This is a genomic window from Deinococcus metalli (genome assembly GCF_014201805.1).
GTDB classification, from domain to species: domain Bacteria; phylum Deinococcota; class Deinococci; order Deinococcales; family Deinococcaceae; genus Deinococcus; species Deinococcus metalli.
On record NZ_JACHFK010000002.1, the window covers coordinates 311,181 to 333,041 of the forward strand.

Sequence of the window (21,861 nt, forward strand, 5' to 3'; positions counted from 1 at the left end):
CCAGCTGGGGGCAGGCTTGACACCCACTCCGCCGGACGTATCCTGACCCCACCGATGCCCGACGAGCCCGCACCGCATGCCCCAGCCCCGGCTCCCGGCCCGGACGTGCAGGCCGTGCAGGTCGCGCGGCTGTACTACATCCAGGGCCTGACCACCGACGCGATCGCGGGCGAACTGGGGCTGTCACGCCCCAAGGTCTCGCGGCTGCTGTCGCACGCGCGGCGCAGCGGTCTGGTCGAGATCCGCATCCATGACCCCGAGGGGCAGGCGGGCACGCTGGAGGCCCAGCTCCAGGCGCGCTATCCCTTCCTGAAAGCGCAGGTCGTCAGCGTGCCGCAGGGCAGCCCGGAAGACCTGTGGCAGGAGCGTGTCGCCGCCGCCGCCGCGAGCTTGCTGGGCAGCCTGATCCGGCCCGGCATGACCGTGGGCCTGGCGTGGGGGAATACCGTCAGCGCCGTCAGTCACGCCCTGACCCCCCGCCCGGTGCCCGGCGTGACCTTCGTGCAGCTCAACGGCTCCGCGAACGCCGCTGACTTCATGAGCGGCTTCGTCACCGACACCGTCCTGCGCTTCGCCCGCAGCTTCTCGGCCGGCGCGCAGCTGTTCCCGGTGCCCACCTTCTTCGACGATCCCAGCACCAAGCAGGCCATGTGGCGCGAACGCAGCGTGCGGCACGTCCTGGGCCTCCAGACCCAGGCCGACCTGCTGCTGTACTCCATCGGCAGCCACACCGCGTCCACACCCAGCCACGTGTACGCCGCCGGCTACCTGGGCGCTGCCGACCTCGACGTGCTGGCGGCCGAGGGCGCGGTGGGCGACATCGCCACGGTGTTCTACCGCGCCGACGGCAGCTTCGACGGCCTGAGCCTGAACGCCCGTGCCAGCGGCCCGGACCTGTCGCTGGTGCGGGACGCGCCGGACTCGATCTGCGTCGTCAGCGGCCTGGGCAAGGTCGCTGCCCTGCACGCCGCGCTGCGCGGCGGCCTGATGCGCCGCCTGATCGTGGACGAGATCACCGCGCAGGCCGTCCTGGACGCCGATTCCTGACCCCTACGCCTCCGGCACCGCCACCCGGGCGGCCGGAGTGGTCTCGCCGCGGTCGTCCGCGTAGCCGCTGGCCTGCAGGGTGTACAGCGCCGCGTAGCGCTCGCCCAGCGCCATCAGCTCGGCGTGCGTGCCCGACTCGGTGATCACGCCGCCGTCGAGCACCACGATCTGGTCGGCCAGCCGCACGGTGGAGAAGCGGTGCGAGATCAGCAGCGTGATCCGCTCGCCCGCGTGCTCGCGCAGCGCCTGGATCGTCTCGAACTCGGCCTTGGCGTCCAGCGCGGCGGTGGGTTCGTCGAAGACCAGCACCGAGGCCCCCCGGAAGTACAGCCGCGCCAGGGCCAGGCGCTGCCACTGCCCGCCCGACAGCTGCCGCCCGCCCTGGAACAGGCGGCCCAGCGGCGTGTCCAGGCCGTCCGGCAGCGTATCCACGAAGGCGGCGCCCGCCTGCTGGACGGCGCCCTGCACCCCGGCCACGTCCGTCAGGCGCTCGACCTCGGCCAGCCCGACGTTCTCGCGCGCGCTCATCTGGTACTGCCCAAAGTCCTGGAAGATGATGCTCATCTGCCGCTGCACGCTGCGCGGACTGAAGCGCCGCGCGTCCTGGCCGTTGAGTAGGATCACGCCGCTGCTGGGCTCGAACAGCATGGTCAGGAGCTTGACCAGGGTGGTCTTGCCCGCGCCGTTCTCTCCGACCAGGGCCAGCGCCTGCCCACGCACCACGCGGAAGGTCACGCCGCGCAGCACGTCGCGCGTGGTCAGCGGGTAGCGGAAGCCCACGTCCTGGAACTCGATGGTCTCGATCGGCCCGGTCCACGTCTCGCCGGCGTCCAGGTCGCGTGTGGGCAGCTCCAGGAAGTCGAAGAGGTTGCGCATATACAGCAGGTTCTGGTAGATGCCGCTCACGCCGTTGAGCAGCCCCGACACCGTGCCCTGCACCTGCGTGATGCCCAGGATGAACACGCTGAAGTCGCCCACACTGATCTGCCCGGCCGCCGCGCGGCGCAGGATCAGGGCGCTCGCCAGGCCGATCAGCAGCGCCGAGAGCAGCGCCGCGCCGAAGCCCCACGCCGAGCGCCGGCGGATGATGTCCACCAGCTGCCGCCGGAAGCCCAAGTAGTAGTCCCGCCAGCGCGTCAGCAGGTAGGTCTCGAAGCCGAACAGCCGCACCTCCTTGACCAGCGTGTCGGAGGTCAGGAGGCTGCCCAGGTAGTTCTGCACGCGCGCGTCGTGCGTCTGCCACCGCAGCATGCGGTAGTTCTCGACCCCGAAGCGGTTGGACACGATGACGCCCGGCAGAGCCGCCAGGATCACCAGCGGCAGCACCCACACGCCCAGCTGCGCCATCAGCGCGCCCACCGACGCCAGCGTCACGAGCGCGCCCGCCAGGCCCACGAGCTGCGTCGCCACGCCCAGCGGGCGGGTGCCCACCTCGCGGTACGCCTGTTGCAGGCGGTCGTAGGTCTCCGCGTTCTCGAAGGCCTCCACGCTCAGGTCCGACGCCTTGTCCAGAATGCGGCGCGTCACGGCGTGTTGCAGCGAGTCGCCCAGCAGCTGCTGCGCCGCGTTCCCGACCGTGCTGAGCAGGCTGCCCAGCACGACCAGGCTCACCTGCACGGCCAGCAGCGTGAGCAGCGCGGCGTACGTGACGCTGCCCTGCGCGGCCCGCGCGACCTCGTCCAGCAGCAGCTTGCCGATGTAGAGGTTCGCGGCGGGCAGCGCGCTCGACGCCAGCGTGGTCAGGGCGTACGCGACGGAGTGGCGGGGGCTGGCCCGCCACACCAGCGCCAGCGTGCGCCCCAGGTCATGCAGGCGCTCGCGCGGCGACAGCGGCTCTCCGTCCGGGAGGTTCGGCGGCGGGCGGGTGGGCACGGACATCATGAGCCGAGTGTGGCGCACCGGGCGCGACCGGACCGTGAGCTGTCACGGCTGGGCCCCGCCCGGTGCGCGTCCGGGTCAGGTGCTGGGCGTTACGCCGGGGCGGCCTGCTTCTGGCGCAGCAGCGTGCGCAGCTTCTCGGTGTCCTCGTGGAAGCCGCGGATTCCCTCGGCCAGCTTCTCGTTCGCCATGGGGTTGCTCGCCAGCGCCCAGCGGAAATCCGCTTCGCTGACCGGCGGCTCGGTCTCGGTCGCGGGCACGGGGGTCAGGGCACGCTCCAGGTGACCCTGGTCCCCTTCGAGTTCGCCCAGCAACTGCGGACTGACCGTCAGGCGGTCGCAGCCCGCCAGCGCCTTCACCTGCGCCGCCGAGCGGAACGACGCGCCCATCACGATGGTCTGGTAGCCGTGCGACTTGAAGTGGTGGTAGATCTCGCGCACGCTCTGCACGCCCGGATCGTCGTCCACGGCGTAGTCCTTGGTGCCGGTCGCCTTCTTGTACCAGTCGGTGATGCGGCCCACGAAGGGCGACAGCAGGTACGCGCCCGCCTGCGCCGCCGCGATGGCCTGCTCCTTGCTGAACACCAGCGTGAGGTTGCAGTGGATGCCCTCGGCTTCCAGGATGCGCGCAGCCTGCACGCCCTCCCACGTGGTCGCCAGCTTGATCAGGATGCGTTCCTTGCCCACGCCAGCTTTCTGGTACAGGTCGATCAGGTGCCGCGCCTTGGCGACCATGGCGTCGGTGTCGAAAGACAGCCGCGCGTCCACCTCGGTGCTGACGTACCCCGGCACGATGCGGGTCAGCTCCGTGCCGATGCGGATGGTGAGCATGTCGATGGCCGCCTCGACGTCGTCCATGTCCTGGGCGTCGCGCAGCGCCTGGGCGTAGCCGGGCAGGCTGGCTGCCTTAAGGATCAGCGACGGATTGGTGGTGCAGTCCTGCGGCTGGTACTTGCGGATGGCTTCCAGGTCGCCGGTATCGGCCACGACCACGGTCATTGTCTTGAGCTGTTCCAGGGCGTTCATGGTGTCCTCCTCGGCGCTGGACGGCGCGGCATGCGGGCCCGGCTTCCGCTCCACGATACGCCCGGTGGTGTCCGGGCAGCGCGCCCCGGGCAGACGAATTCGCCAATCACCGGCTCATGTTCGGGCGGTCACGACCCACTCAGGTGGGCGGCGGCGTAGCGGGCGGCGGCCTCGGCGTGCTCGCGCTGCTGGACAGTGGCGCCCGGCAACTCGCGCGTCAGGGCGGCGCGCAGCAGCGGACTGACCCGGAAGGCCCCGCCCGTCGCGGTGACCGGCAGCGGCCCCACCCGCGCCTGCACACGCTGCGCCAGCGTGGCGAGCTGCCCGGCCGCCTCGGTGAGCAGCGCTCCCGCCCGGACGTCCCCGGCGTCCGCGGCCTTCCCGACCGCCGGGGCGAGCCGCGCCACGCTGGCCGCCCCCGGCGTGCCGTACACGAAGGTCCGCAGCGTGTCCCAGTCCAGGCCGCCGGTGACCACGCCCACCTCGGCGGCGAGCGCCCCGGACGGCACCACGCCGCGGTCGAGGTCGTCCGTGAGGACCCGCAGCGCCGCCCGGCCCAGGCTGAACCCGCCCCCGTCGTCTCCGATGCGGTAGCCGTAGCCGCCCGCGCGCGTGACCGCGCCGCCGGCCGAGACGTGGTACGCCACCGAACCCGTGCCGGCGTACAGCAGCACGCCCTCGCCGCCGCCCAGGTGCGCGCGGTACGCGAGGTCGAGGTCGCCCTCCACACTGACCCGCTCCGGCTCCAGGCCCAGCACGCCCGCCAGTTCCCGCGCGACGGCCGCCGCACGCGGCGAGCCAGCGCTCAGGCCGGCCACGCCCGCGTGCACGGCCTCCGGCCGGCCGGGCAGACCGGCGGCCAACGCGGTCAGCGCCTGTGCGCCCGCCGGCGTGTCCAACAGCGCGGCCGTGAACGGCAGCGTCACGCCGCTCGCCACCGTCTGGCCGTCGCGCGCCAGCGCCCACTTCGTGCCGCTTCCCCCAGCGTCCAGCCCCAGCAGCAGGGCAGGACGGCTCAACGCTTCACCATACACAGCTCGGTCATCCGCCCGATTCTGACAGTCCTGTTGGTAAGAACGCTGACCATGTGCAGGCGGCGCACATGGTCAGGTCGGCAGCAGTCGGATCAGCGGTTCTGCGGGAAGCCCAGGTCGATCGTGCTGGTGGCCGGGTCAGGCCAGCGGCTGGTCACGACCTTGCCGCGCGTGTAGAACTGCACGCCTTCCGGGCCGTACATGTGCGTGTCACCGAACAGCGACGCCTTCCACCCGCCGAAGGAGTAGTACGACACCGGCACCGGGATCGGCACGTTCACGCCCACCATGCCGACCTCCACGTCGAACTGGAACTGCCGCGCCACGCCGCCGTCGCGCGTGAAGATGGCCGTGCCGTTGCCGTAGGTGTTGTCGTTGATCAGCGTCAGGCCTTCCTCGTAGCTCTGGACGCGCGCCACACCCAGCACCGGCCCGAAGATCTCGTCGTCGTAGCACTTCATGCCGGGCTTCACGCCGTCCAGCAGCGACACGCCCGTGAAGAAGCCCTGCTCGCCCAGCGCGTGGCCCCTGCCGTCCACGACCACGGTCGCGCCCTCGGCGGCGGCGCCGGCCACGTAGCCCTCGACGCGGTCACGCGCCTCTTTCGTGATCAGCGGCCCCATCTCGGCCCCGCTGTCCGACGCGGGCCCGACCTTCACATTCGGCATGCGCTTCTGGATGGCCGCCAGCAGCGGATCGGCCACGTCGCCCACCGCCACCACGACCGAGACGGCCATGCAGCGCTCGCCGGCACTGCCGAACGCGGCGCTCACCGCGGCGTCGGCGGCCATATCCAGGTCGGCGTCCGGCAGCACCAGCATGTGGTTCTTCGCGCCGCCCAGCGCCTGCACGCGCTTGCCGGCCTTCGTGCCGGTCTCGTACACGTACTTCGCGATCGGGGTGCTGCCCACGAAGGACACCGCCTTGACGTCCGGGTGGGTCAGCAGGCCGTCCACCGCCAGCTTGTCGCCGTGCAGCACCGTGAACACGCCGTCCGGCAGGCCCGCGCGCTGCAGCAGCTCCGCCAGGAACAGCGACACGCTGGGATCACGCTCGCTGGGCTTCAGGATGAAGGTGTTGCCGCACGCGATGGCGTTGGCGAACATCCACATCGGCACCATCGCCGGGAAGTTGAACGGCGTGATGCCTGCCACGACGCCCAGCGGCTGCCGGATCGAGTACACGTCCACGCCGCGCGCCGCCTGCTCGGAGAAGCCGCCCTTGAGGAGCTGCGGAATGCCGCACGCGAACTCCACGTTCTCCAGGCCGCGCGCCAGCTCGCCCAGCGCGTCGCTGTGCACCTTGCCGTGCTCGGCCGAGATCATGGACGCGATCTTGTCGCGGTTGTCATCGATCAGCGCGCGGAAGCGGAACAGGATCTCGGCCCGGCGGCCCAGACCCGTCGCGCGCCACGCGGGGAAGGCCGCCTTGGCGATCCGCACGGCCTCGTTGATTTCGTTGTCGTCGGCCAGCCCGAGTGTGCCCGTGACCTGCCCGGTCGCGGGGTTGTACACCGGGGACGTGCGCCCGGACTGGCTGTGCGTGACCTTGCCGGAGAACCAGTGGCCGATCGGGGCGGGCATGGCGGTGTCGGTGCTGTCTTTCTGGATGGTGCTGGTCATGGGGTCTCCTTTGGGATGAACTAACCACCAATGGTCAAGTGGATGAACTGACAGGTCTGCCGTATTCCGTGTCCTTAAGTAGAGCGTTGAGTTCTACGACATACTCGGATTTCAGGAATGTGAATGGGCCAAATCCCGCGTATGGATCGTCAATCCCCTTGACATCATGGTCGTCGAACTCCAAAGCCAGTTCGGTTCTAACGGGATTTTCAAAGCTGTGCCAAATTACCAAGTCATCGGTCACGCTGATCTCGCAGGTAAAAGGCCAGCAGTCCACAACGCCGCAGCGTCTATTGCCGCATTCCAGCAAGGAAACCTTATCGCCATAGATACCGCTGCCGTAATGGTCATCTACGCTTGCCACCGGTCGAAACCCGAACCATGCATCTGCGTAATATTCATGCTGAGCGAAAAGATATTCGGGAACTCCCTTATACTCATTACGGCTCTTGACTGAAAGCTTTATGCGGCTTTCCCACTCCGTCACTAGATCAACCAGATTGCGCTCATCAATCATGATCTTCACCCAGCGATAAGCTGGATTGACTTCGGATGCGATCCACCGGAGCTGGATGTGGTTGATGGACGCGTCTGCCATTCAGTCCGCAGCGACGCCCGCCCCGAGCAGCGCGTCCACCTTCGCCAGCCCCTCCTCGTACACGTCCAGGCCGGCGTCCAGTTCTTCCTTCGTGATCACCAGGGGCGGGCATACCCACAGGAAGTTGAAGCGGCTGTACGCATACACCTGCTTGCTCTTGATGTGCCCGGCCAGCGCGTTCATCTCGGGGCTGGTGCCGTTGAAGGGCGCGAGCGGCTCCTTGGTGGCCTTGTCCTTCACGAGTTCCAGCACCGAGAACAGACCTTTGTAGCGCACGTCGCCCACGCACGCGTACTTCGCCTTCATGGCTTCCAGGCGCGCGGCCAGGTGCGCGCCCAGGTCGTCCACCCGCGCGAAGATGTCCTCTTCCTCGTAGATGGCGAGGTTCTCCACGCCGGCCGCGCAGCTCACGGGATGCCCGGAGTACGTCAGGCCGCCCCACAGCATGTGTGTCTCGAAGTAGTCCGCGACCCGGCCGTTCACGATCACGGCGCCCAGCGGCATGTATCCGCTGGTCAGGCCCTTGGCGCAGGTGATGATGTCGGGCTTGATGCCCCAGTGCTGCGTGGCGACCCACTTCCCGGTGCGGCCGAAGCCGCTCATCACCTCATCCGTGATCAGCAGGATGCCGTACTTGTCGCACAGGGCGCGCAGTTTGGGGTAGTAGTCATCGGGCGGCACGATCAGGCCGTTGCTGCCGGTGATGCCCTCCACGAGGATCGCCGCGATGGACTCCGGGCCTTCCATCTGGATGACTTCCTCGATGTGAGACACGCACTCCCGGCCGCACGAGTCCGGCGTCTTGCCGAAGGGGCAGCGGTAGCAGTACGGATCGAACACGCGCACCACACCGGGCACGCCGGGTTCCACCGGCCAGCGGCGCGGATCGCCGGACGCGCTCATGGAGCCCATGGTCGCGCCGTGGTACGAGCGGTAGCGGGTGATGATCTTGTCGCGCCCGGTCACCAGCCGCGCCATCTTGATCGCGTTCTCGTTCGCCTCGCTGCCGCCCAGCGTGAAGAAGGCCTTGGCGAGCCCCGTGACCTCCGCGAGCTTCTTGCCGAGCAGGCCGCGCGGCTCGGTGGCGAAGCTGGGGCCGGCGAAGCACAGCTGATCCACCTGCTTCTTGATGGCCTCCAGCATGCGCGGGTGCTGGTGCCCCACGTTCAGGTTGATGAGCTGGCTGGAGAAATCCAGCCACGACTGACCGGCGCCGTCGTAGAAGTGGCTGCCCTTCCCGCCGGTCATCACCATGGGCGTGGACGCGCCCTGCACGCTCCACGAGAACATGGTGTAGTCGCGGTTCATCTGGGCGATGTCGTGGGCCGACGCGACGCCGGGCCGTTCCTGGGTGCTGGTCATGGGCACAACCTCCTGAAGAGCGGAACTGAGGTGTCCATTGTCCGCCCCGGCCCGCCCCGGCTCAAGAGACAGGGTGTCCAAAAGCCCGGCCGGGGGTCCCCAGCGGCCGGGCGCCCGTCAGCGGCCCGAGGGCTGGACCGCGCGTGCTTGGCGCAGGCTGGCCTTGCGGCGTTTGTGCTCGTACATCATCCGGTCGGCCTCCGCGACCGCGTCCAGCGCTGAGCGCCCGTTCGCGCGCGTCACGCCGGTGCTCGCCCCGATGTGCGAGAAACTCGCCGCGCGGGTCGCCACGACCGCCTGGTCCACCCGCTCCAGGACCTCGTCGGCCGACAGCCCGTCCGGTGGATCGCGCAGCAGGATCGCGAACTCGTCGCCGCCCAGCCGGTACACCCCGTCGGACGAGCGGAACTGTGCGCGCAGCGCCTGCGCGAAGACCTGCAGCAGCGTGTCGCCACGGTCGTGGCCTTCCTCGTCGTTCACGGCCTTCATGCCGTCCAGGTCGACCAGGGCCACGGTGAAGTCGAGACCGGCGCTGTCCTGCCGGCGCAGGGCCTCGTCGAGCGCGCGGCGGTTGGGCAGGCCCGTCAGGGCGTCGAGCGCCGCGGCCGCCTGGGCGGAGCGGAGCTGGGCGTGGCGTTCCAGCGCGCCTCGGACGCTGCGTGCCGCCGCTTCCAGCAGCGCGCGGTCGCTGCGGCGCCACGGCCGCACCTCGTCCAGGCGGGCGCTGGCGAGCAGGTACCGCCCGCCGTCGATCTCGCCCAGTGCCAGGGCCGCCACGGACGTCACGCCCAGGTTGAGCAGCTCCGGCACGGCCCGCGGATGGGCGCTGTAATCGTCCACGAAGGCACTCAGCTGCGAGCGCGCCGCGAAGCCCGTCACGCTGCCCGTGATCGCCTGCGGGTCCAGGCTGCCGAGGAGATCCCGCGGTTGCCGGTCCCACGCCGCCAGCAGGTCCAGCTGGCCGTCCTGCGCGCGGAACAGGCCGCACCAGTCCACGCTGGCGGCGCTGCTCACGAGTTCCGCCGTCGCCAGCGTCGCCTCGACCGGGTCAAGGCCGCTGTCGAAGAGGGCCGTGATCGCGGCCAGGGTCTCGGCGTCGGCGGCCACACGCCGCAGTTCACGCAGCTGGGCGGCGCTGGCCTCGGTGTCCAGCGTCAGCTGGCGTTCCCGCTGCCGGGCGTCCAGGGCGTCCATCACCAGCGCCGCGAAGCCGCGCAGCAGCCGCAGTTCGCGCTCCCCGAAGGGCCGGGCCACGAAGTCCAGGACGCACAGCGTGCCGATGTGGTAGCCATCGGCGGTCGTGAGCGGCACGCCCGCGTACAGCACGGCTCCCGGCCCGCCGACCACCAGCGGGTTATCGGCGAAGCGCTCGTCGGCGCGCAGGTCCGGCACGACCAGGCCGCCGTCGTGCCCGATGGCGGCCAGCTCGATGGTGTGGGCGCAGAACGAATACGCCCGCGGCACCTCGCCGCCCGGCACGCCCACGCAGGACTTGCTCCAGTGCCGCGCGTGGTCCACGAAGTTGACGAGCGCGACCGGCACGTCCAGCACGTCCGCGACCAGCGCGGTCAGCCGGTCGAAGCGTTCCTCGGGCGCCGTATCGAGCACGTCGTAGCGGGCGAGGGCCACCAACCGCTGAACCTCGTGCCCGGACCCCTCACCAATGACCATGCCTGCACGCTATCAGGCATGGAGGACACCGGTCTGACTGTTGAGCTTGGCGGTGCCCGGCGGCCGCGTTCACCAGTGCGGGTGGACGTGCGCGCGGAGCAGCTCGTCGTACACGGCCTGCACGGCGGTCATCTGCTCGGGCGTGAGCGGCGCGAGGTCGGCGGCCGCCGCGTTCGATTCGACCTGCTGCGGGTTGCGCGCTCCGGGGATGGCGCAGGTCACCTCGGGGAACATCAGGATCCAGCGCAGCGCGAACTGCGCGAGCGTGATGCCGTCCGGCACCAGTGGACGCAGCCGCTCCACCGCCGCGAGCCCCGCCGCGTAGTCCACGCCGCTGAAGGTCTCTCCACGGTCGAAGGCCTCACCGTGGCGGTTGAAGGCGCGGTGGTCGTCGGACTCGAAGGGCGTGTCGGCGCGCAGCTTGCCGGTCAGCAGGCCGCTGGCGAGCGGCACCCGCGCCAGGATGCCCACGTTCGCCGCGCGGGCCGCCGTGAAGAACTGTTCGGCGGGCTTTATGCGGAAGGCGTTGAAGATGATCTGCACGGTCGCGACATTCGGGTGCGTGATGGCCTCCAGCGCCTCGTCCACCCGTTCCACGCTCACGCCGTAGTGGCGCAGCAGGCCCTCCTGTACAAAGCCGTCCAGCACCTCGAAGACCTCCGGCTGGCCGTACAGCACGGTGGGCGGGCAGTGCAGCTGGAGCAGGTCCAGGGCTTCGACCTCCAGGTTGCTCAGCGAGCGCTCGATGAAGCCGCGCAGGTTCGCCTCGGTGTACCCGCCCGCCACGTGAGGATCGAGCCGCCGGCCGGCCTTCGTCGCCACGAGGAAGGGCTCCGGGCGCTCGCGCCGCAGTCGGGCGATCAGGCGCTCGCTGTGGCCGTCGCCGTACACGTCGGCGGTGTCGAAGAAGTTGATGCCCAGATCCAGCGCGCGGTGCAGCGCCGCGACGCTCTGCGCGTCGTCCACCTGCCCCCACGTGCCGCCGATGGCCCACGCGCCGAAGGAGATGGTGGACACGTCGTAACCGGTCTTGCCGAGTGTGCGGTACTGCATTCCTGCCTCCTGTGACGCCCCGAATGCTACCGGAAGTTCCGCCCTCTCCGGCGGCTGTCAGCGGCCGTGGTCGCGCGTCAGGTCGAGGGCCAGTTGCAGGGCCAGCCGCCGGCGCGGATCGTCGAGGTCTCCCAGCAGGGCGCGCAACTGCTCCAGGCGGTAGTACACCGTCTGGCGGCGCACGCCCAGTGTCCGCGCCACCTGTGCGATGTTGAACTGCCCGGCCATCAGGGCGTCCAGGGTGCCGAGCAGCGTGCCGCGTGCCCGCTCCGGCAGGCCCAGCAGCGGCCCCAGCTGCGCCTCGCGGAACGCGCCTGCCCGGCCGGTCTCGCGCAGCGCCATCAGTACGCTGTCCAGGCCGCCCGCGACGTCCGGCACGCCACGCGCCAGGATGCGCTCCAGCGCCGCGCGCGTCAGGTCGGCAAAACGGACCTCGTGCCGGAACACGACCAGCGGGAATGCCAGGCGCCGCGCCTCGGCCACCACGTCTTCTGGCACCTCCCGCAGCGGCCCGACGAGTTCCAGCGCCAGGCCGTGAGCTCCGCCCTCGGCCAGCGAACGCAGGTACGCCACGCCCGCATCCGGCGTGATGCGCGACAGTTCCAGGCCCGTGCTCAGGAGCAGTTCACCGCCGGACAGGAAGCGCGCGGCGTCCAGCACCTCCGACACGTGGACCCACGCCACGGCACGCTCGAGCCCGCTGCGGCTGAGGACGTCCGCTCCGGCGAAGGCCGGCAGCGCCAGCACCTCACGCAGGGTGGGCAGGGCCTGCCGCGTCACGGCATACCGAACCGTCGGCGGACAGGGCACCCGGAGCGCATAGCCCCATGCTAAGCCTCCGCTGCTCGCCACGGACGGGACCCGCCCAGACCGCCCGTCGTGGCTCTCGACGCCTAGACAGGCCAACAGCCCGGCCGGCCGGCGTGATGGGGGCCATGTGGTTCATACCAATGGTCGTATGGGCACGAGTCCAGTGCACAGAATCGTGCCTCGACAGTGCTGGAGACGCACCTTCAAATGACCCAACCTCTTGAAGTGGTCTACACACCCGACGTGAGATCGATTGCTGCAATTCATGATTAAAGTTAAGTTTCATTCATTTACCTTCGGCGTTGTAAGACTGGTGTCTGCCTCGATTGCAAAGGCGTAAACGCTCGGGCAAACTGTGGTCTAGAAGCGCAACCTGCCCCGTGCAGGGCGTGATTCTGATCCCGGTCGAGCACCGCGCCCACACCACGCTGCCTTCATCTTCGACCGCGCCGCTCCCGAAACCATCACGAAATCCTCACGAAGGAGCCCACCATGCCTGCGAAGTCTCACCTCCTCCTCACTGCGTCGGTCCTGTCCCTCACGGCCCTGCTCGCCAGCTGTGGACGCACCGCGGCGCCCGCTGCCAGCACGGCGGCCGACTCGGTCCTGACCGTCCTGCAGCCCGGCAACGCCACCGATGCCCAGCTCGAAGCGCAGTACCACGGCCACCTGATCACGCGCACGCCCACCTTCGCCGTGCTGACCGTCAGCACTGACGGCGCCCGCCTCGCCCCGCTGAGCACCAAGGTGAAGGTCGAGAAGAACCACAAGGTCTACCGGGTCAACAGGGGGAAGGGCCAGAGCAGCCAGACGGCATCAGGCAGTGGATCGGTGAACGTCTGGGGCAATGGATCGGTCAACGTGTGGGGAAACGGTTCTGTCAACGTGTGGGGCAGTGGATCGGTGAATGTCTGGGGCAACGGTTCGGTCAACGTGTGGGGCAACGGTCGGTACGAGACGATTCCCCAGAATACCAACGTTTGGCGGCAGGTTTCGCTGGATGACGTCCAGGCTCCTGAGCGCGTCGGCGGCACAAACACGACTGTTGCGATCATCGATACCGGCGTCGATCTGGATCATCCTGCCTTCGCTGGAAGCTTTACAAATTCATCCACCTGGCACGATTTCGTGGACGGTGACTCGTCTCCGCAAGACGAAGGTGACCTGGGCTCAGGCCTCACTGGCCACGGCACCGAGGCGGCGGGTATCGTCGCCCAGGTGGCCCCGCTGGCCCGCCTGATGCCGTTGCGTGTCCTGGGCGTGGACGGCACGGGTGACGTCGCCTCGGTGGCGGCGGCCATTGTGTGGGCCACAGATCACGGCGCCAATGTCATCAACCTCAGCCTGGGTTCGGACGAACCGGTGACAGCTGTCTCGCAGGCGATTGCCTACGCGAACAGTCATGGCGTAGCGGTCGTTGGTGCCGCCGGTAATGCTGGGACAGAAGGTCTGGACTATCCCGCTGCTGAGTTCGCAGGTCAGCCCATGAATATTTCGGTAGGCAGCGTTAGCAGTGCCGACGCCAAGAGTGCGTTCTCGCAGTACGGTGCAGCGCTCGAACTGCTGGCCCCCGGAGAGAGCGTGTACGGGCCGGCTCCCCAGCAGCGTCTCGCTTCGTGGAGCGGTACAAGTATGAGTGCGCCGGTCGTTGCGGGGGGAGTGGCCCTGGGGATGAGCGTGGGGGCCACCGCGTCACAGGCAGCCGCTGCACTGATCACGACGGCGGACAACGTGAATTCCGTAGCCGGCAATTCCGCGTACGCGGGCAAACTCGGCAGCGGTCGCCTGAACTTGAGTGCCGCGATGACCTCTTTAGGGCACTGACACTCCATCCCTGAGCCTGGCGCCGCCCGACCGCCACTTGTGAAAGCGGGGGTCGGGCGGCGTGTCAGGTTGCTGATAGGGCCGTGTCACTAGGATGCTGGCGTGTTGAGCGAGCACCAGTATTCACCCGCCGGTGCGGGCACACTGGATTCCGCCGCCTTACTGGGCGACGCGAACCTGCTCCTTGCGACCGATCCAGCGCTGGCGATGATGTACTGCGCTCAGGTGCTTGACGCCCTTGGCATGGACCCCGAGAGCGACTCGCTCCGTGCCCGGGCCGAGATTCAGGCTGCTGACGCGGCTCTGAAGCTTGGCCAGGTGACGATTGCCACGGCGCATCTGTCATCCTCAGAGTCGTATCTGTCCGATCCATCACTCAAGATACGTGCTCGCCGAATCCACGGCCAGATTCTCCTGCTCAGCGGTCAGACCGATACGGCCTACGCAGAGCTGACTGGCGTGGTCGGCAGCGCGGCCCAGCTCGGGCTCACCGAGGTGCAGGCAGAAGCTCTCAACCTGTGCGCACAGATCGAGCACATGCGTGGGAACAGCGTCCGCGCCCTTTCAGCGCTCGAGCAGGTGCAGACGCTCCGTGCGGCCATCTCCGATGTGGCTGGAGAGATTCGCGCAGCGTGCAACCGGTCTCTGATCTTGATTGATCTGGGCCGGACGAACGATGCGATGGATCTGCTGCACTGGGCGCTGGACCATCTTGCGTCCAGTGCCTCTCCACTGGCCAGCGAGCTTCACGTTCACAGCAATCTCGGGCAGCTGCTGGAAGTCCTAAACCGGCCCGAAGAAGCGGGCAGCCATTACATGAGAGCGAGAAATGCGGCACTGGCAGCAAATGACCACGCTGCCGTCGCGGCCATGTCCCTCAACGCGGGCGAGATCGCCCGGAAGCTCGGCCGGGACGATGCCTTTGACCTGCTTGAAGCGGCCCGGTTGGAGGCCTTCGCCCTGAACCTTCCGCGCCTCAAGAGCGCCGCGCTCCACAGCCTGGGCTTGCTGCAGTCTGAGCGAGGTGACATCGCAGCTGCCGAGCAGTGCCTAGCCCTCGCCGAGGAAATTGCGCAGGGCATCGGTGATCTCGACAACCAGCTCGATGCCATGCTGGGCCGCGCGAAGAACTGGCTGGCCACGCAGGAGTGGACGCTGGCGATGCCGAAGCTCGAGGACGCCCTGGTGATCGCGGGGGAGCACGACCGCCCGCAGGCGGCGTTCGACGCGCACATGCTGCTGGCCGGTGCGTACGAGCAGGACGACCCCCGCGCAAGCCTGTACCACCTCCGTCAGGCCACCGGTCTGGAACGCGAGTTGCGTGACCTGGCGCTCGCCAAGCAGGCGCAGCACCTGGCAAACGACACGCTGCTGAACAGCGCCCGGCTGGAGGCCGAACACGAGCGGCAGCTCAGGAACCTCAGCGACCGCGCGCGGCAGGAGGCCGAGGCGCAGGTACAGGCGCAGCTGCAGGAACTGGAGCGTGGCCGCCTGCACGACGGCGTGACGGGCCTGCCCAACCGCCTGCTGCTGCGCGCCCTGATGAGCCAGGAGATCCGCGAGGAGACGGCGTTCTCGCTGCTGGTGGTGGACTTCGACCGCTTCCGGGGGATGCTCGACGTGCTCGGCCTGATGGGCGGCGACGACCTGCTGCGGCAGGTGGCGCAGCGCCTGGAGGGCCTGACAGCGGCCGGCGACACGCTCGCGAGGCTCAGCAGCGACGTGTTCGCGCTGGTCGTGCGCGGTGACCAGGACCCCGCTGTGATCCGCCGCCGGGCCGGACAGCTGCTCGGGGCCTTCTCCGCCGAGTTCAGCGTGGGCGGAGCCGAGGTGGTCATCGGGGCGACGGTGGGGGTGGCGCGGTTCCCGGAGCAGGGCACCGATCCCGACGACCTGCTGCGCGCGGCGTCGCAGGCGGCCAGCGAGGCCAAGGACGGAGCGGGCGTGGTGGTGGCCGCGGCGCCCGCCGTGGGCGGTGCCGGGCGCAGCGTGACCCTGAGCCTGGAGAGCGGCCTGGCGCGCGCGCTGGAGCGCAACGAGTTCGAGCTGCACATCCAGCCGCTGGTGGACGCCGTGAGCGGCCGCCCGGTGTCGGGCGAGGCGCTGCTGCGCTGGAACAGTGCGGCGCTGGGCCGCCGCTCGCCGGCGGAGTTCATTCCGCTGCTGGAACGCAGCGGCCTGATTGTCCCGGTGGGCGACTGGGTGCTGCGCGAGGCGTGCCGGCAGGCCGCGGGCTGGGGGGACGTGCGGGTCGCGGTGAACCTGTCCGCCCGGCAGTTCATGGGCGGCGACCTGGTCGAGACGGTGCAGCGCGCCCTGCGCGGGAGCCGTCTGGAGCCGGAGCGGCTGGAACTGGAGATCACCGAGAGCCTGATGATGCAGTCGCCGGAGCGGGCGGTGCGTCTCCTGACCGACCTCAAGCGGACCGGCGTGCGTGTGATGCTGGACGACTTCGGGACCGGGTTCTCGAACCTGAGTTATCTGCACGCCTTCCCGCTGGACGGCCTGAAGATCGACCGCAGTTTCGTGGTGGCGCTGGAGCACGGCGAGCGCGCCGGGGGCATCATCGAGGCGATCGTGCAGATGGGCCACAAACTGGGCCTGGAGATCGTCGCGGAGGGCATCGAGACGAGCGAGCAGCACCTCACGTTGCAGAAGCTGGGCGTGCCCATCCTGCAGGGCTACCTGTTCGGCCGGCCGCAGGCCAACTGGCAGCCCTGAACCGCCCGAGCGCCCTATGCTGGGCGGCATGCGGATCCTCGTGACGGGCGCCACCGGTTTTCTGGGCGGCGTGGTCGCCCGGGAGCTGGCCGCCGCTGGGCACGACGTCACGGGCACCGGCCGGGACGCCGGGCGGGGGCGGGCGTTGCAAGAGAGTGGCGTGAACTTCGTTCCCCTGGATCTGCGACGGGCCGACGGCTGGGCGGCCCAGGTGGGAGCGGTGGACGCGGTGGTGCACGCCGCGGCCCGGTCCACCTTGTGGGCACGCTGGGCCGACCTGTACGCCGAGAATGTGGAGGCCAGCGAGCGCATCGCGCGGCTGTGCGCCGGGCGGCAGGTGCCGCTGGTGCACGTCAGCTCGCCCAGCGTGTACAACGCCACGGGCCGGCGCGAGCGGGTGCCCGAGGACACGCCCTTCGGGCCGCGATTCGACTCGCCGTACGCGCGCAGCAAGGCCCTGGCGGAGGTGGCCGTGCAGCGGCATCACCCGGCGGCGACGCTGCTGCGCCCGCGCGGCCTGTACGGGCCGGGCGATCCGGGCATCGTGCCGCGCGTGGTGCGGGCGCTGCGTGCCGGCCGCCTGCCCCGCCTGAAGCGGACGGAAGTGCACACCGAGCTGACCCACGTCCGCAACGCCGCGCACGCCGTGCACCTCGCCCTACGGCAACCGGTGGCGGGGCCGGTAAACATCAGCGACGGCGAGACCGTACCGATCTGGGCCACCATCGAGCAGATTGCGCGGGCCATCGGCGCGCCGCCGCCCCGGCGCTTTGTGCCCGGTGCACTGGTCGAGCGCGTCGCCACCGTGCTGGACATGGCCGCGCGGCTGCGGCCGGGCGCCCCGGAGCCGGTCGTGACCGCCAGCGCCGTCCGGCTCCTGATCCGCCCGATGACGCTTGACCTCACGCGGGCGCGGCGGGAGCTGGGGTACACGCCGCCGGTGTCCCCGCAGGAGGGGCTGGCGGAGGTGCTCGCGGCGCTGGAGGCCGGCGCGTGACCGGCGGTGTGGGCGTGACGCCGCTGGTGGCCGGGCACTGCATGAACGTCGGGGCGCATACGGAACGCGGCGGGGCGTGGCGCGTGCGGAGGTATCCGGCCGGCTTCGCCCTGCTGCACCACCCCGAGCGCGGCCCGGTGCTCTTCGACACTGGCTACAGCGAGCGCGTGCGGGCGCTGATGCGGCGCTGGCCGGGCGTGCTGTACGGCGCGGTGACGCCGGTGCGCCTCGCGCCGGGCGAGGCCGCCGCCGATCAGCTGCGGGCGCTGGGCATCAAGCCCGCCGAAGTGCAGCACGTGATCGTCTCGCACCTGCACGCGGACCACGTGGGCGGCCTGCGCGATTTCCCCCGGGCGAGGATTCACCTCGACGGCGCGGGCCTGCGGGCGCTGGCGCCGCTGCGTGGCGTGCGGGCCGTGCGGCGGGCCTTCCTGCCGGACCTGCTGCCGGACGACCTCGCCCAGCGGGCGGAGGCGCTGGCGTTCCGGACGGCCCCGCCGGGTCTTGACCCCTTCGAGACTTCCGCCGACGTGTTCGGGGACGGCACGGTGCACGCGCTGCCGGTGCCGGGGCACGCGCCGGGCATGGTGGCGCTGGTGGTGCGCAGGGCGCCGGACGCGGCCCTGACCGGCGACGGCGCCGGGCTGGTGCTGCTCGCCGCGGACGCCGCGTGGAGCGTCCGGGCGCTGCGGCGCGGGCTGGACGTCCCGGCGCTGGCGCGGCTGGCGTTCTGGAACCCGGCGCAGGAACGCGCGAGTGCCGGCCGACTGCGCGCGTGGATCACGGCCCATCCCCGGGTGCGCGTGATCGTGAGCCACGACGACCCGGAGGTGGACCGTGCGTGACCTGAACGCCGTGGCCGTGCTGGGTGCCGCGCTGGCCGAGGGTCGCCTGGCCTTCCGCGACCGTGCGCGGCTGGAGGCGCATCAGGAACGGCTGGCCCGCGCGCACCTGCGCTGGGTGCTCGCGCACAGCCCCGCGACCGCCGCGCGCTTCCGCGACGCCGGTCTGGACGCCGGGCGCTGGCGCGAGCTGCCGCCGGTGGACAAGCGCTGGACGCTGGAGCACTTCGACACGCTGAACACTGAAGGCCTGACGCTGGCGCAGGTGCGGGAGGTGGGCCGCGCCGCCGAGGCCTCGCGCGACTTCCGCCCCACGCTGCGCGGCCGAACCGGCGAGGTCGTCGTGGGCCTGTCCACCGGCACCAGCGGCATGCAGGGCGTGTTCGTGGTGTCGCGCGCCGAACGGCAGCGCTGGGCAGGCACGGTGCTGCGCCACCTGCTGCCCGGGTGGCCGTGGGCCCTGCGGCGGCCGCAGCGGGTGGCGTTCGTCCTGCGCGCTGAGGGCGGGCTGTACCGCAGCGTGCAGGGCCGCGCGGTCGACCTGCGCTACTTCGACCTGCTGCGCCCGCTGGACGCCCTGGCCGCCGAACTGAGCGCGTACCGGCCCACCGTGCTGGTCGGGCCGCCCAGCGTATTGCGTGCCCTGCACGCGGCCGGCGCCCGCGCCCGGCCCGCGCGGGTGGTCAGCGTCGCCGAGGTGCTCGAGGACGACGATCGGGCCGCGCTGGGTGCCGCGTTCGGGCCGGTCGTGCAGGTGTACCAGGCGACCGAGGGCCTGCTCGGCCTGCCGTGCGCGCATGGGCACCTGCACCTGAACGAGGCGCACGTGCATATCGACCTGGAGCCGCTGGGCGGGGACCGCTCCCGCCCGGTGGTCACGGACCTGCGCCGGCGGGCCCAGCCGGTGATCCGTCACCGCCTCGACGACGTGCTGCACGTTGATCCGCAGCCGTGTCCGTGCGGGCTCGCGTCCCGCCGGGTGCTGCACATCGCGGGGCGGCAGGACGACGCGCTGCGGCTGCCCGGCCCGGACGGCCAGCCGGTGACGGTATGGCCGGACTTCCTGCGGGGCGCGCTGGCTGCCCTGCCCGGCGTCCACGAGTACGGCGTCGCGCAGGTGGACGCCGCGACCGTGACCGTGGGCCTCGTGCCGCTCACGCCGGACACCGCCGGGGCCGCGTGCGCGGCGATCCGGCACGCCCTGCGCCGGGCGGGCGTCGATGAGGCCCGCGTCACCCTCGTTCCCGAGCTGCTGGGTTCCCCCCCGCCCGGCCGCAAACGCCGCCGCGTCACGCGGGTGTGGACCCCGCCCCTGGAGGCTCCATGATCCTGAACATGCGCGTGCTCGCCACCGCCCAGGCCCTGCCGCAGCGCGTCGTGACCACCGCCGAGGTCGCGCAGCGCTGCGGCGTCGATCCCGGTCTGGCCGAGGCGGGCACCGGCGTGCGCGAACGCCGCTGGCTGTCCGGCGACGAGACCGCCCTGAGTCTGGGCGTGCGCGCGGCCCACGACGCGCTGGAGCGCGCGGGCGTGCCGCTGGACGACGTCGATGTGCTGCTCAACGCCAGCGGCAGTCAGCTCCAGCCCATCCCGGACGGCGCGGCCCTGTACGCGCGCGGACTCGGCGTGAGCGGCGCGGCGTGTTACAGCGTGCACGCCACCTGCCTGAGCTTCCTGTCGGCGCTGCACCACGCGGCGCTGCTGGTACACACCGGGCAGGCCCGGCACGTGCTGATCGTGAGCAGCGAGTCGTCCAGCCTGGGCCTGAACTTTGGACAGCCCGAGAGCGCCCTGCTGCTCGGAGACGGTGCCGCCGCCGCAGTGATCGGCCCGGCCACGGACCCGGCACAGGGGGTCGAGGCGACGCGCTTCGAGACCTACCCGGCGGGCGCGGACCATACCCGCATGCGCGCCGGGGGTTCACTCCTGAGCCCCCTGACGCCGGGCCTGACGCCCGCCGACTTCCAGTTCGACATGCAGGGACTACAGGTACTGAAGCTGGCGTCGCGGGTGGTGCCGGCGTTCCTGGAGCGGCTGCGGCCGGGCCTCAGCCGCGGCCTGCCGGGCATTGACCGGGTGATTCCCCACCAGGCCAGCGCGGCCGGGCTGGCCCTGCTTGAGCGCTACGGCTGGCCCGCGGACCGGGTCGAGGTGACGCTGCCGCACCTGGGCAACGTGGTCGCGGCCAGCCTGCCCCTCACGCTGAACCACGCGCTCGAAGGTGGCCGGGCCGGGCCGGGAGACACGCTGCTGCTCGCCGGTACCGGCGCGGGCCTGAGCACCGGCGGCCTGATCCTGCGGCTGTGAGGGCCGTTCGGGCGGCGCTGGCCTTCCTGGCGGTCAAGGGCGTGATCCTGGGCATCAATGCGCTGTGCTTTCCCCGGTTGCGGCCACGTCCCCTGGCGCCGCGCCCGCGCGTGTCGCTGCTGGTGCCCGCCCGTGACGAGGCGCAGACCCTGCCGGTCACGCTGCCCGGCGTGCTGGCGCAGGGCGCGGCCGAGGTCATCGTGCTGGACGACCACAGCGCCGACGGCACCGGGGACGTGGCGCGGTCGCTCGGCGCGCGTGTCCTGCCGGGGCAGCCCCTCCCGCCGGGCTGGGTGGGGAAGTCCTGGGCGTGCCAGCAACTCGCGCAGGCCGCGACCGGCGACGTCCTGATCTTCACGGATGCCGACGTCCGCTGGCATCCCGGCGCGCTGGACGCCGTGGTGCACGACCTGAACACCTCAGGCGCGGACCTGCTGACGGTGCTGCCGCGCGCGGAGGGCCTGCGCGGCGGCGCGCGGCTGCTGACCCCGCTGGTGGATGTGGTCGTGCTCACGTGGCTGCCGTATCCGCTGCTCCAGCTGCCGTTCCGGCTCGCCACCACCGCCCACGGCGCGGTCATGGCGTTCCGCGCCCCTGCGTACCGGGCACTCGGCGGGCACGCGGCCGTACGGACCGAGCTGCTGGAGGACACCCAGCTCGCCCGGCACCTCAAGGCGGCGGGCGGCCGGGTGGCGCAGGCGCTCGGGCAGGAGCTGATCGGCATCCGCATGTACGGCGACTACGCGCAGTCCGTCGCGGGTTTCAGCAAGAACGCGCGCGGCGTTCACCTGGACTCGCGGGCGCTGATGCTGCTGCTGGCGGCGGTGCACCTGGGTGTGTATACCCTGCCGTGGCTGCTGCCCGCCCGCACGCGCGGCCACCGGCTGCTGCGGGCGCTGGGCCTGCTGGAACGCACGGCCGTGAACGTCATCGTGGGTCGCCGCTCGCCCGCGGACCTCGCCGAGGGCCTGCTCTCGCCGCTGACGCCGCTGGCCGCGCTGCCCGCGTACCGCCGCGCCCTGCGCCGCACCGTGGAGTGGAAGGGGCGGCGCTACCCGTCCTGACGCTCA

At 70.8% G+C, this 21,861-nt stretch carries 17 protein-coding genes; 8 read left to right on the top strand and 9 right to left on the bottom strand.

The genetic code is table 11. The features are described from left to right. Positions 1 to 54: 54 nt before the first annotated feature. Positions 55 to 1,047 carry a sugar-binding transcriptional regulator gene (locus tag HNQ07_RS06555; protein WP_184110130.1) on the top strand — a complete coding sequence of 331 codons (993 nt, stop codon included), beginning with the start codon at positions 55 to 57 and terminating at the stop codon, positions 1,045 to 1,047. A 3-nt stretch (positions 1,048 to 1,050) separates the two neighbouring features. Here HNQ07_RS06555 and HNQ07_RS06560 read toward each other — a convergent pair whose 3' ends face one another. The 9 genes from HNQ07_RS06560 to HNQ07_RS06600 form a co-directional block, all read right to left on the bottom strand. After that, the gene (locus HNQ07_RS06560; RefSeq protein ID WP_229831843.1) at positions 1,051 to 2,928 is read right to left on the bottom strand and encodes an ABC transporter ATP-binding protein; all 1,878 of its coding nucleotides are present in this window, start codon (positions 2,926 to 2,928) and stop codon (positions 1,051 to 1,053) included. An 89-nt stretch (positions 2,929 to 3,017) separates the two neighbouring features. Continuing rightward, entirely contained in the window at positions 3,018 to 3,950 is a 933-nt protein-coding gene (gene tal, locus HNQ07_RS06565; RefSeq protein WP_184110131.1) for a transaldolase, read from the bottom strand. A 128-nt stretch (positions 3,951 to 4,078) separates the two neighbouring features. After that, complete coding sequence (locus HNQ07_RS06570) at positions 4,079 to 4,969, bottom strand: N-acetylglucosamine kinase (RefSeq protein WP_184110132.1); 891 nt, start codon at positions 4,967 to 4,969, stop codon at positions 4,079 to 4,081. Between the two features lie 107 nt (positions 4,970 to 5,076). Beyond that, complete coding sequence (locus HNQ07_RS06575) at positions 5,077 to 6,606, bottom strand: CoA-acylating methylmalonate-semialdehyde dehydrogenase (protein WP_229831842.1); 1,530 nt, start codon at positions 6,604 to 6,606, stop codon at positions 5,077 to 5,079. A gap of 34 nt (positions 6,607 to 6,640) precedes the next feature. Continuing rightward, positions 6,641 to 7,204: a hypothetical protein gene (locus HNQ07_RS06580; protein WP_184110133.1), complete on the bottom strand. Its 564-nt coding sequence runs from the start codon at positions 7,202 to 7,204 to the stop codon at positions 6,641 to 6,643. Beyond that, a complete protein-coding gene (locus HNQ07_RS06585) occupies positions 7,205 to 8,566 on the bottom strand; it encodes an aminotransferase class III-fold pyridoxal phosphate-dependent enzyme (RefSeq protein ID WP_184110134.1) in 1,362 nt (453 codons plus the stop codon). 117 nt (positions 8,567 to 8,683) lie between these two features. Further along, positions 8,684 to 10,237 carry a sensor domain-containing diguanylate cyclase gene (locus HNQ07_RS06590; protein ID WP_184110135.1) on the bottom strand — a complete coding sequence of 518 codons (1,554 nt, stop codon included), beginning with the start codon at positions 10,235 to 10,237 and terminating at the stop codon, positions 8,684 to 8,686. A 69-nt stretch (positions 10,238 to 10,306) separates the two neighbouring features. Next, positions 10,307 to 11,290: an aldo/keto reductase gene (locus HNQ07_RS06595; protein ID WP_184110136.1), complete on the bottom strand. Its 984-nt coding sequence runs from the start codon at positions 11,288 to 11,290 to the stop codon at positions 10,307 to 10,309. A gap of 57 nt (positions 11,291 to 11,347) precedes the next feature. Further along, positions 11,348 to 12,070 (bottom strand): PucR family transcriptional regulator, encoded by a 723-nt coding sequence (locus tag HNQ07_RS06600; protein WP_184110137.1) that lies wholly within the window; start codon positions 12,068 to 12,070, stop codon positions 11,348 to 11,350. 522 nt (positions 12,071 to 12,592) lie between these two features. Between HNQ07_RS06600 and HNQ07_RS06605 the strand changes: the two genes are divergently transcribed. From HNQ07_RS06605 to HNQ07_RS06635, 7 genes are all read left to right on the top strand, one after another. Beyond that, positions 12,593 to 13,924 (top strand): S8 family serine peptidase, encoded by a 1,332-nt coding sequence (locus HNQ07_RS06605; protein WP_184110138.1) that lies wholly within the window; start codon positions 12,593 to 12,595, stop codon positions 13,922 to 13,924. Between the two features lie 870 nt (positions 13,925 to 14,794). Then, positions 14,795 to 16,645 (top strand): putative bifunctional diguanylate cyclase/phosphodiesterase, encoded by a 1,851-nt coding sequence (locus HNQ07_RS06610; RefSeq protein ID WP_184110139.1) that lies wholly within the window; start codon positions 14,795 to 14,797, stop codon positions 16,643 to 16,645. A 28-nt stretch (positions 16,646 to 16,673) separates the two neighbouring features. After that, positions 16,674 to 17,642: an NAD-dependent epimerase/dehydratase family protein gene (locus tag HNQ07_RS06615; protein WP_184110140.1), complete on the top strand. Its 969-nt coding sequence runs from the start codon at positions 16,674 to 16,676 to the stop codon at positions 17,640 to 17,642. Next, complete coding sequence (locus HNQ07_RS06620) at positions 17,639 to 18,487, top strand: MBL fold metallo-hydrolase (protein ID WP_229831840.1); 849 nt, start codon at positions 17,639 to 17,641, stop codon at positions 18,485 to 18,487. Before HNQ07_RS06615 ends, HNQ07_RS06620 begins: the two co-directional genes overlap by 4 nt. Further along, a complete protein-coding gene (locus HNQ07_RS06625) occupies positions 18,480 to 19,811 on the top strand; it encodes a F390 synthetase-related protein (protein ID WP_229831839.1) in 1,332 nt (443 codons plus the stop codon). Before HNQ07_RS06620 ends, HNQ07_RS06625 begins: the two co-directional genes overlap by 8 nt. Beyond that, complete coding sequence (locus HNQ07_RS06630) at positions 19,808 to 20,791, top strand: 3-oxoacyl-ACP synthase III family protein (protein WP_184110141.1); 984 nt, start codon at positions 19,808 to 19,810, stop codon at positions 20,789 to 20,791. The genes HNQ07_RS06625 and HNQ07_RS06630 overlap by 4 nt, the downstream gene beginning before the upstream one ends. Then, the gene (locus HNQ07_RS06635) at positions 20,788 to 21,855 is read left to right on the top strand and encodes a glycosyltransferase family 2 protein (RefSeq protein WP_184110142.1); all 1,068 of its coding nucleotides are present in this window, start codon (positions 20,788 to 20,790) and stop codon (positions 21,853 to 21,855) included. Before HNQ07_RS06630 ends, HNQ07_RS06635 begins: the two co-directional genes overlap by 4 nt. The last annotated feature ends 6 nt before the right edge of the window (positions 21,856 to 21,861 follow it).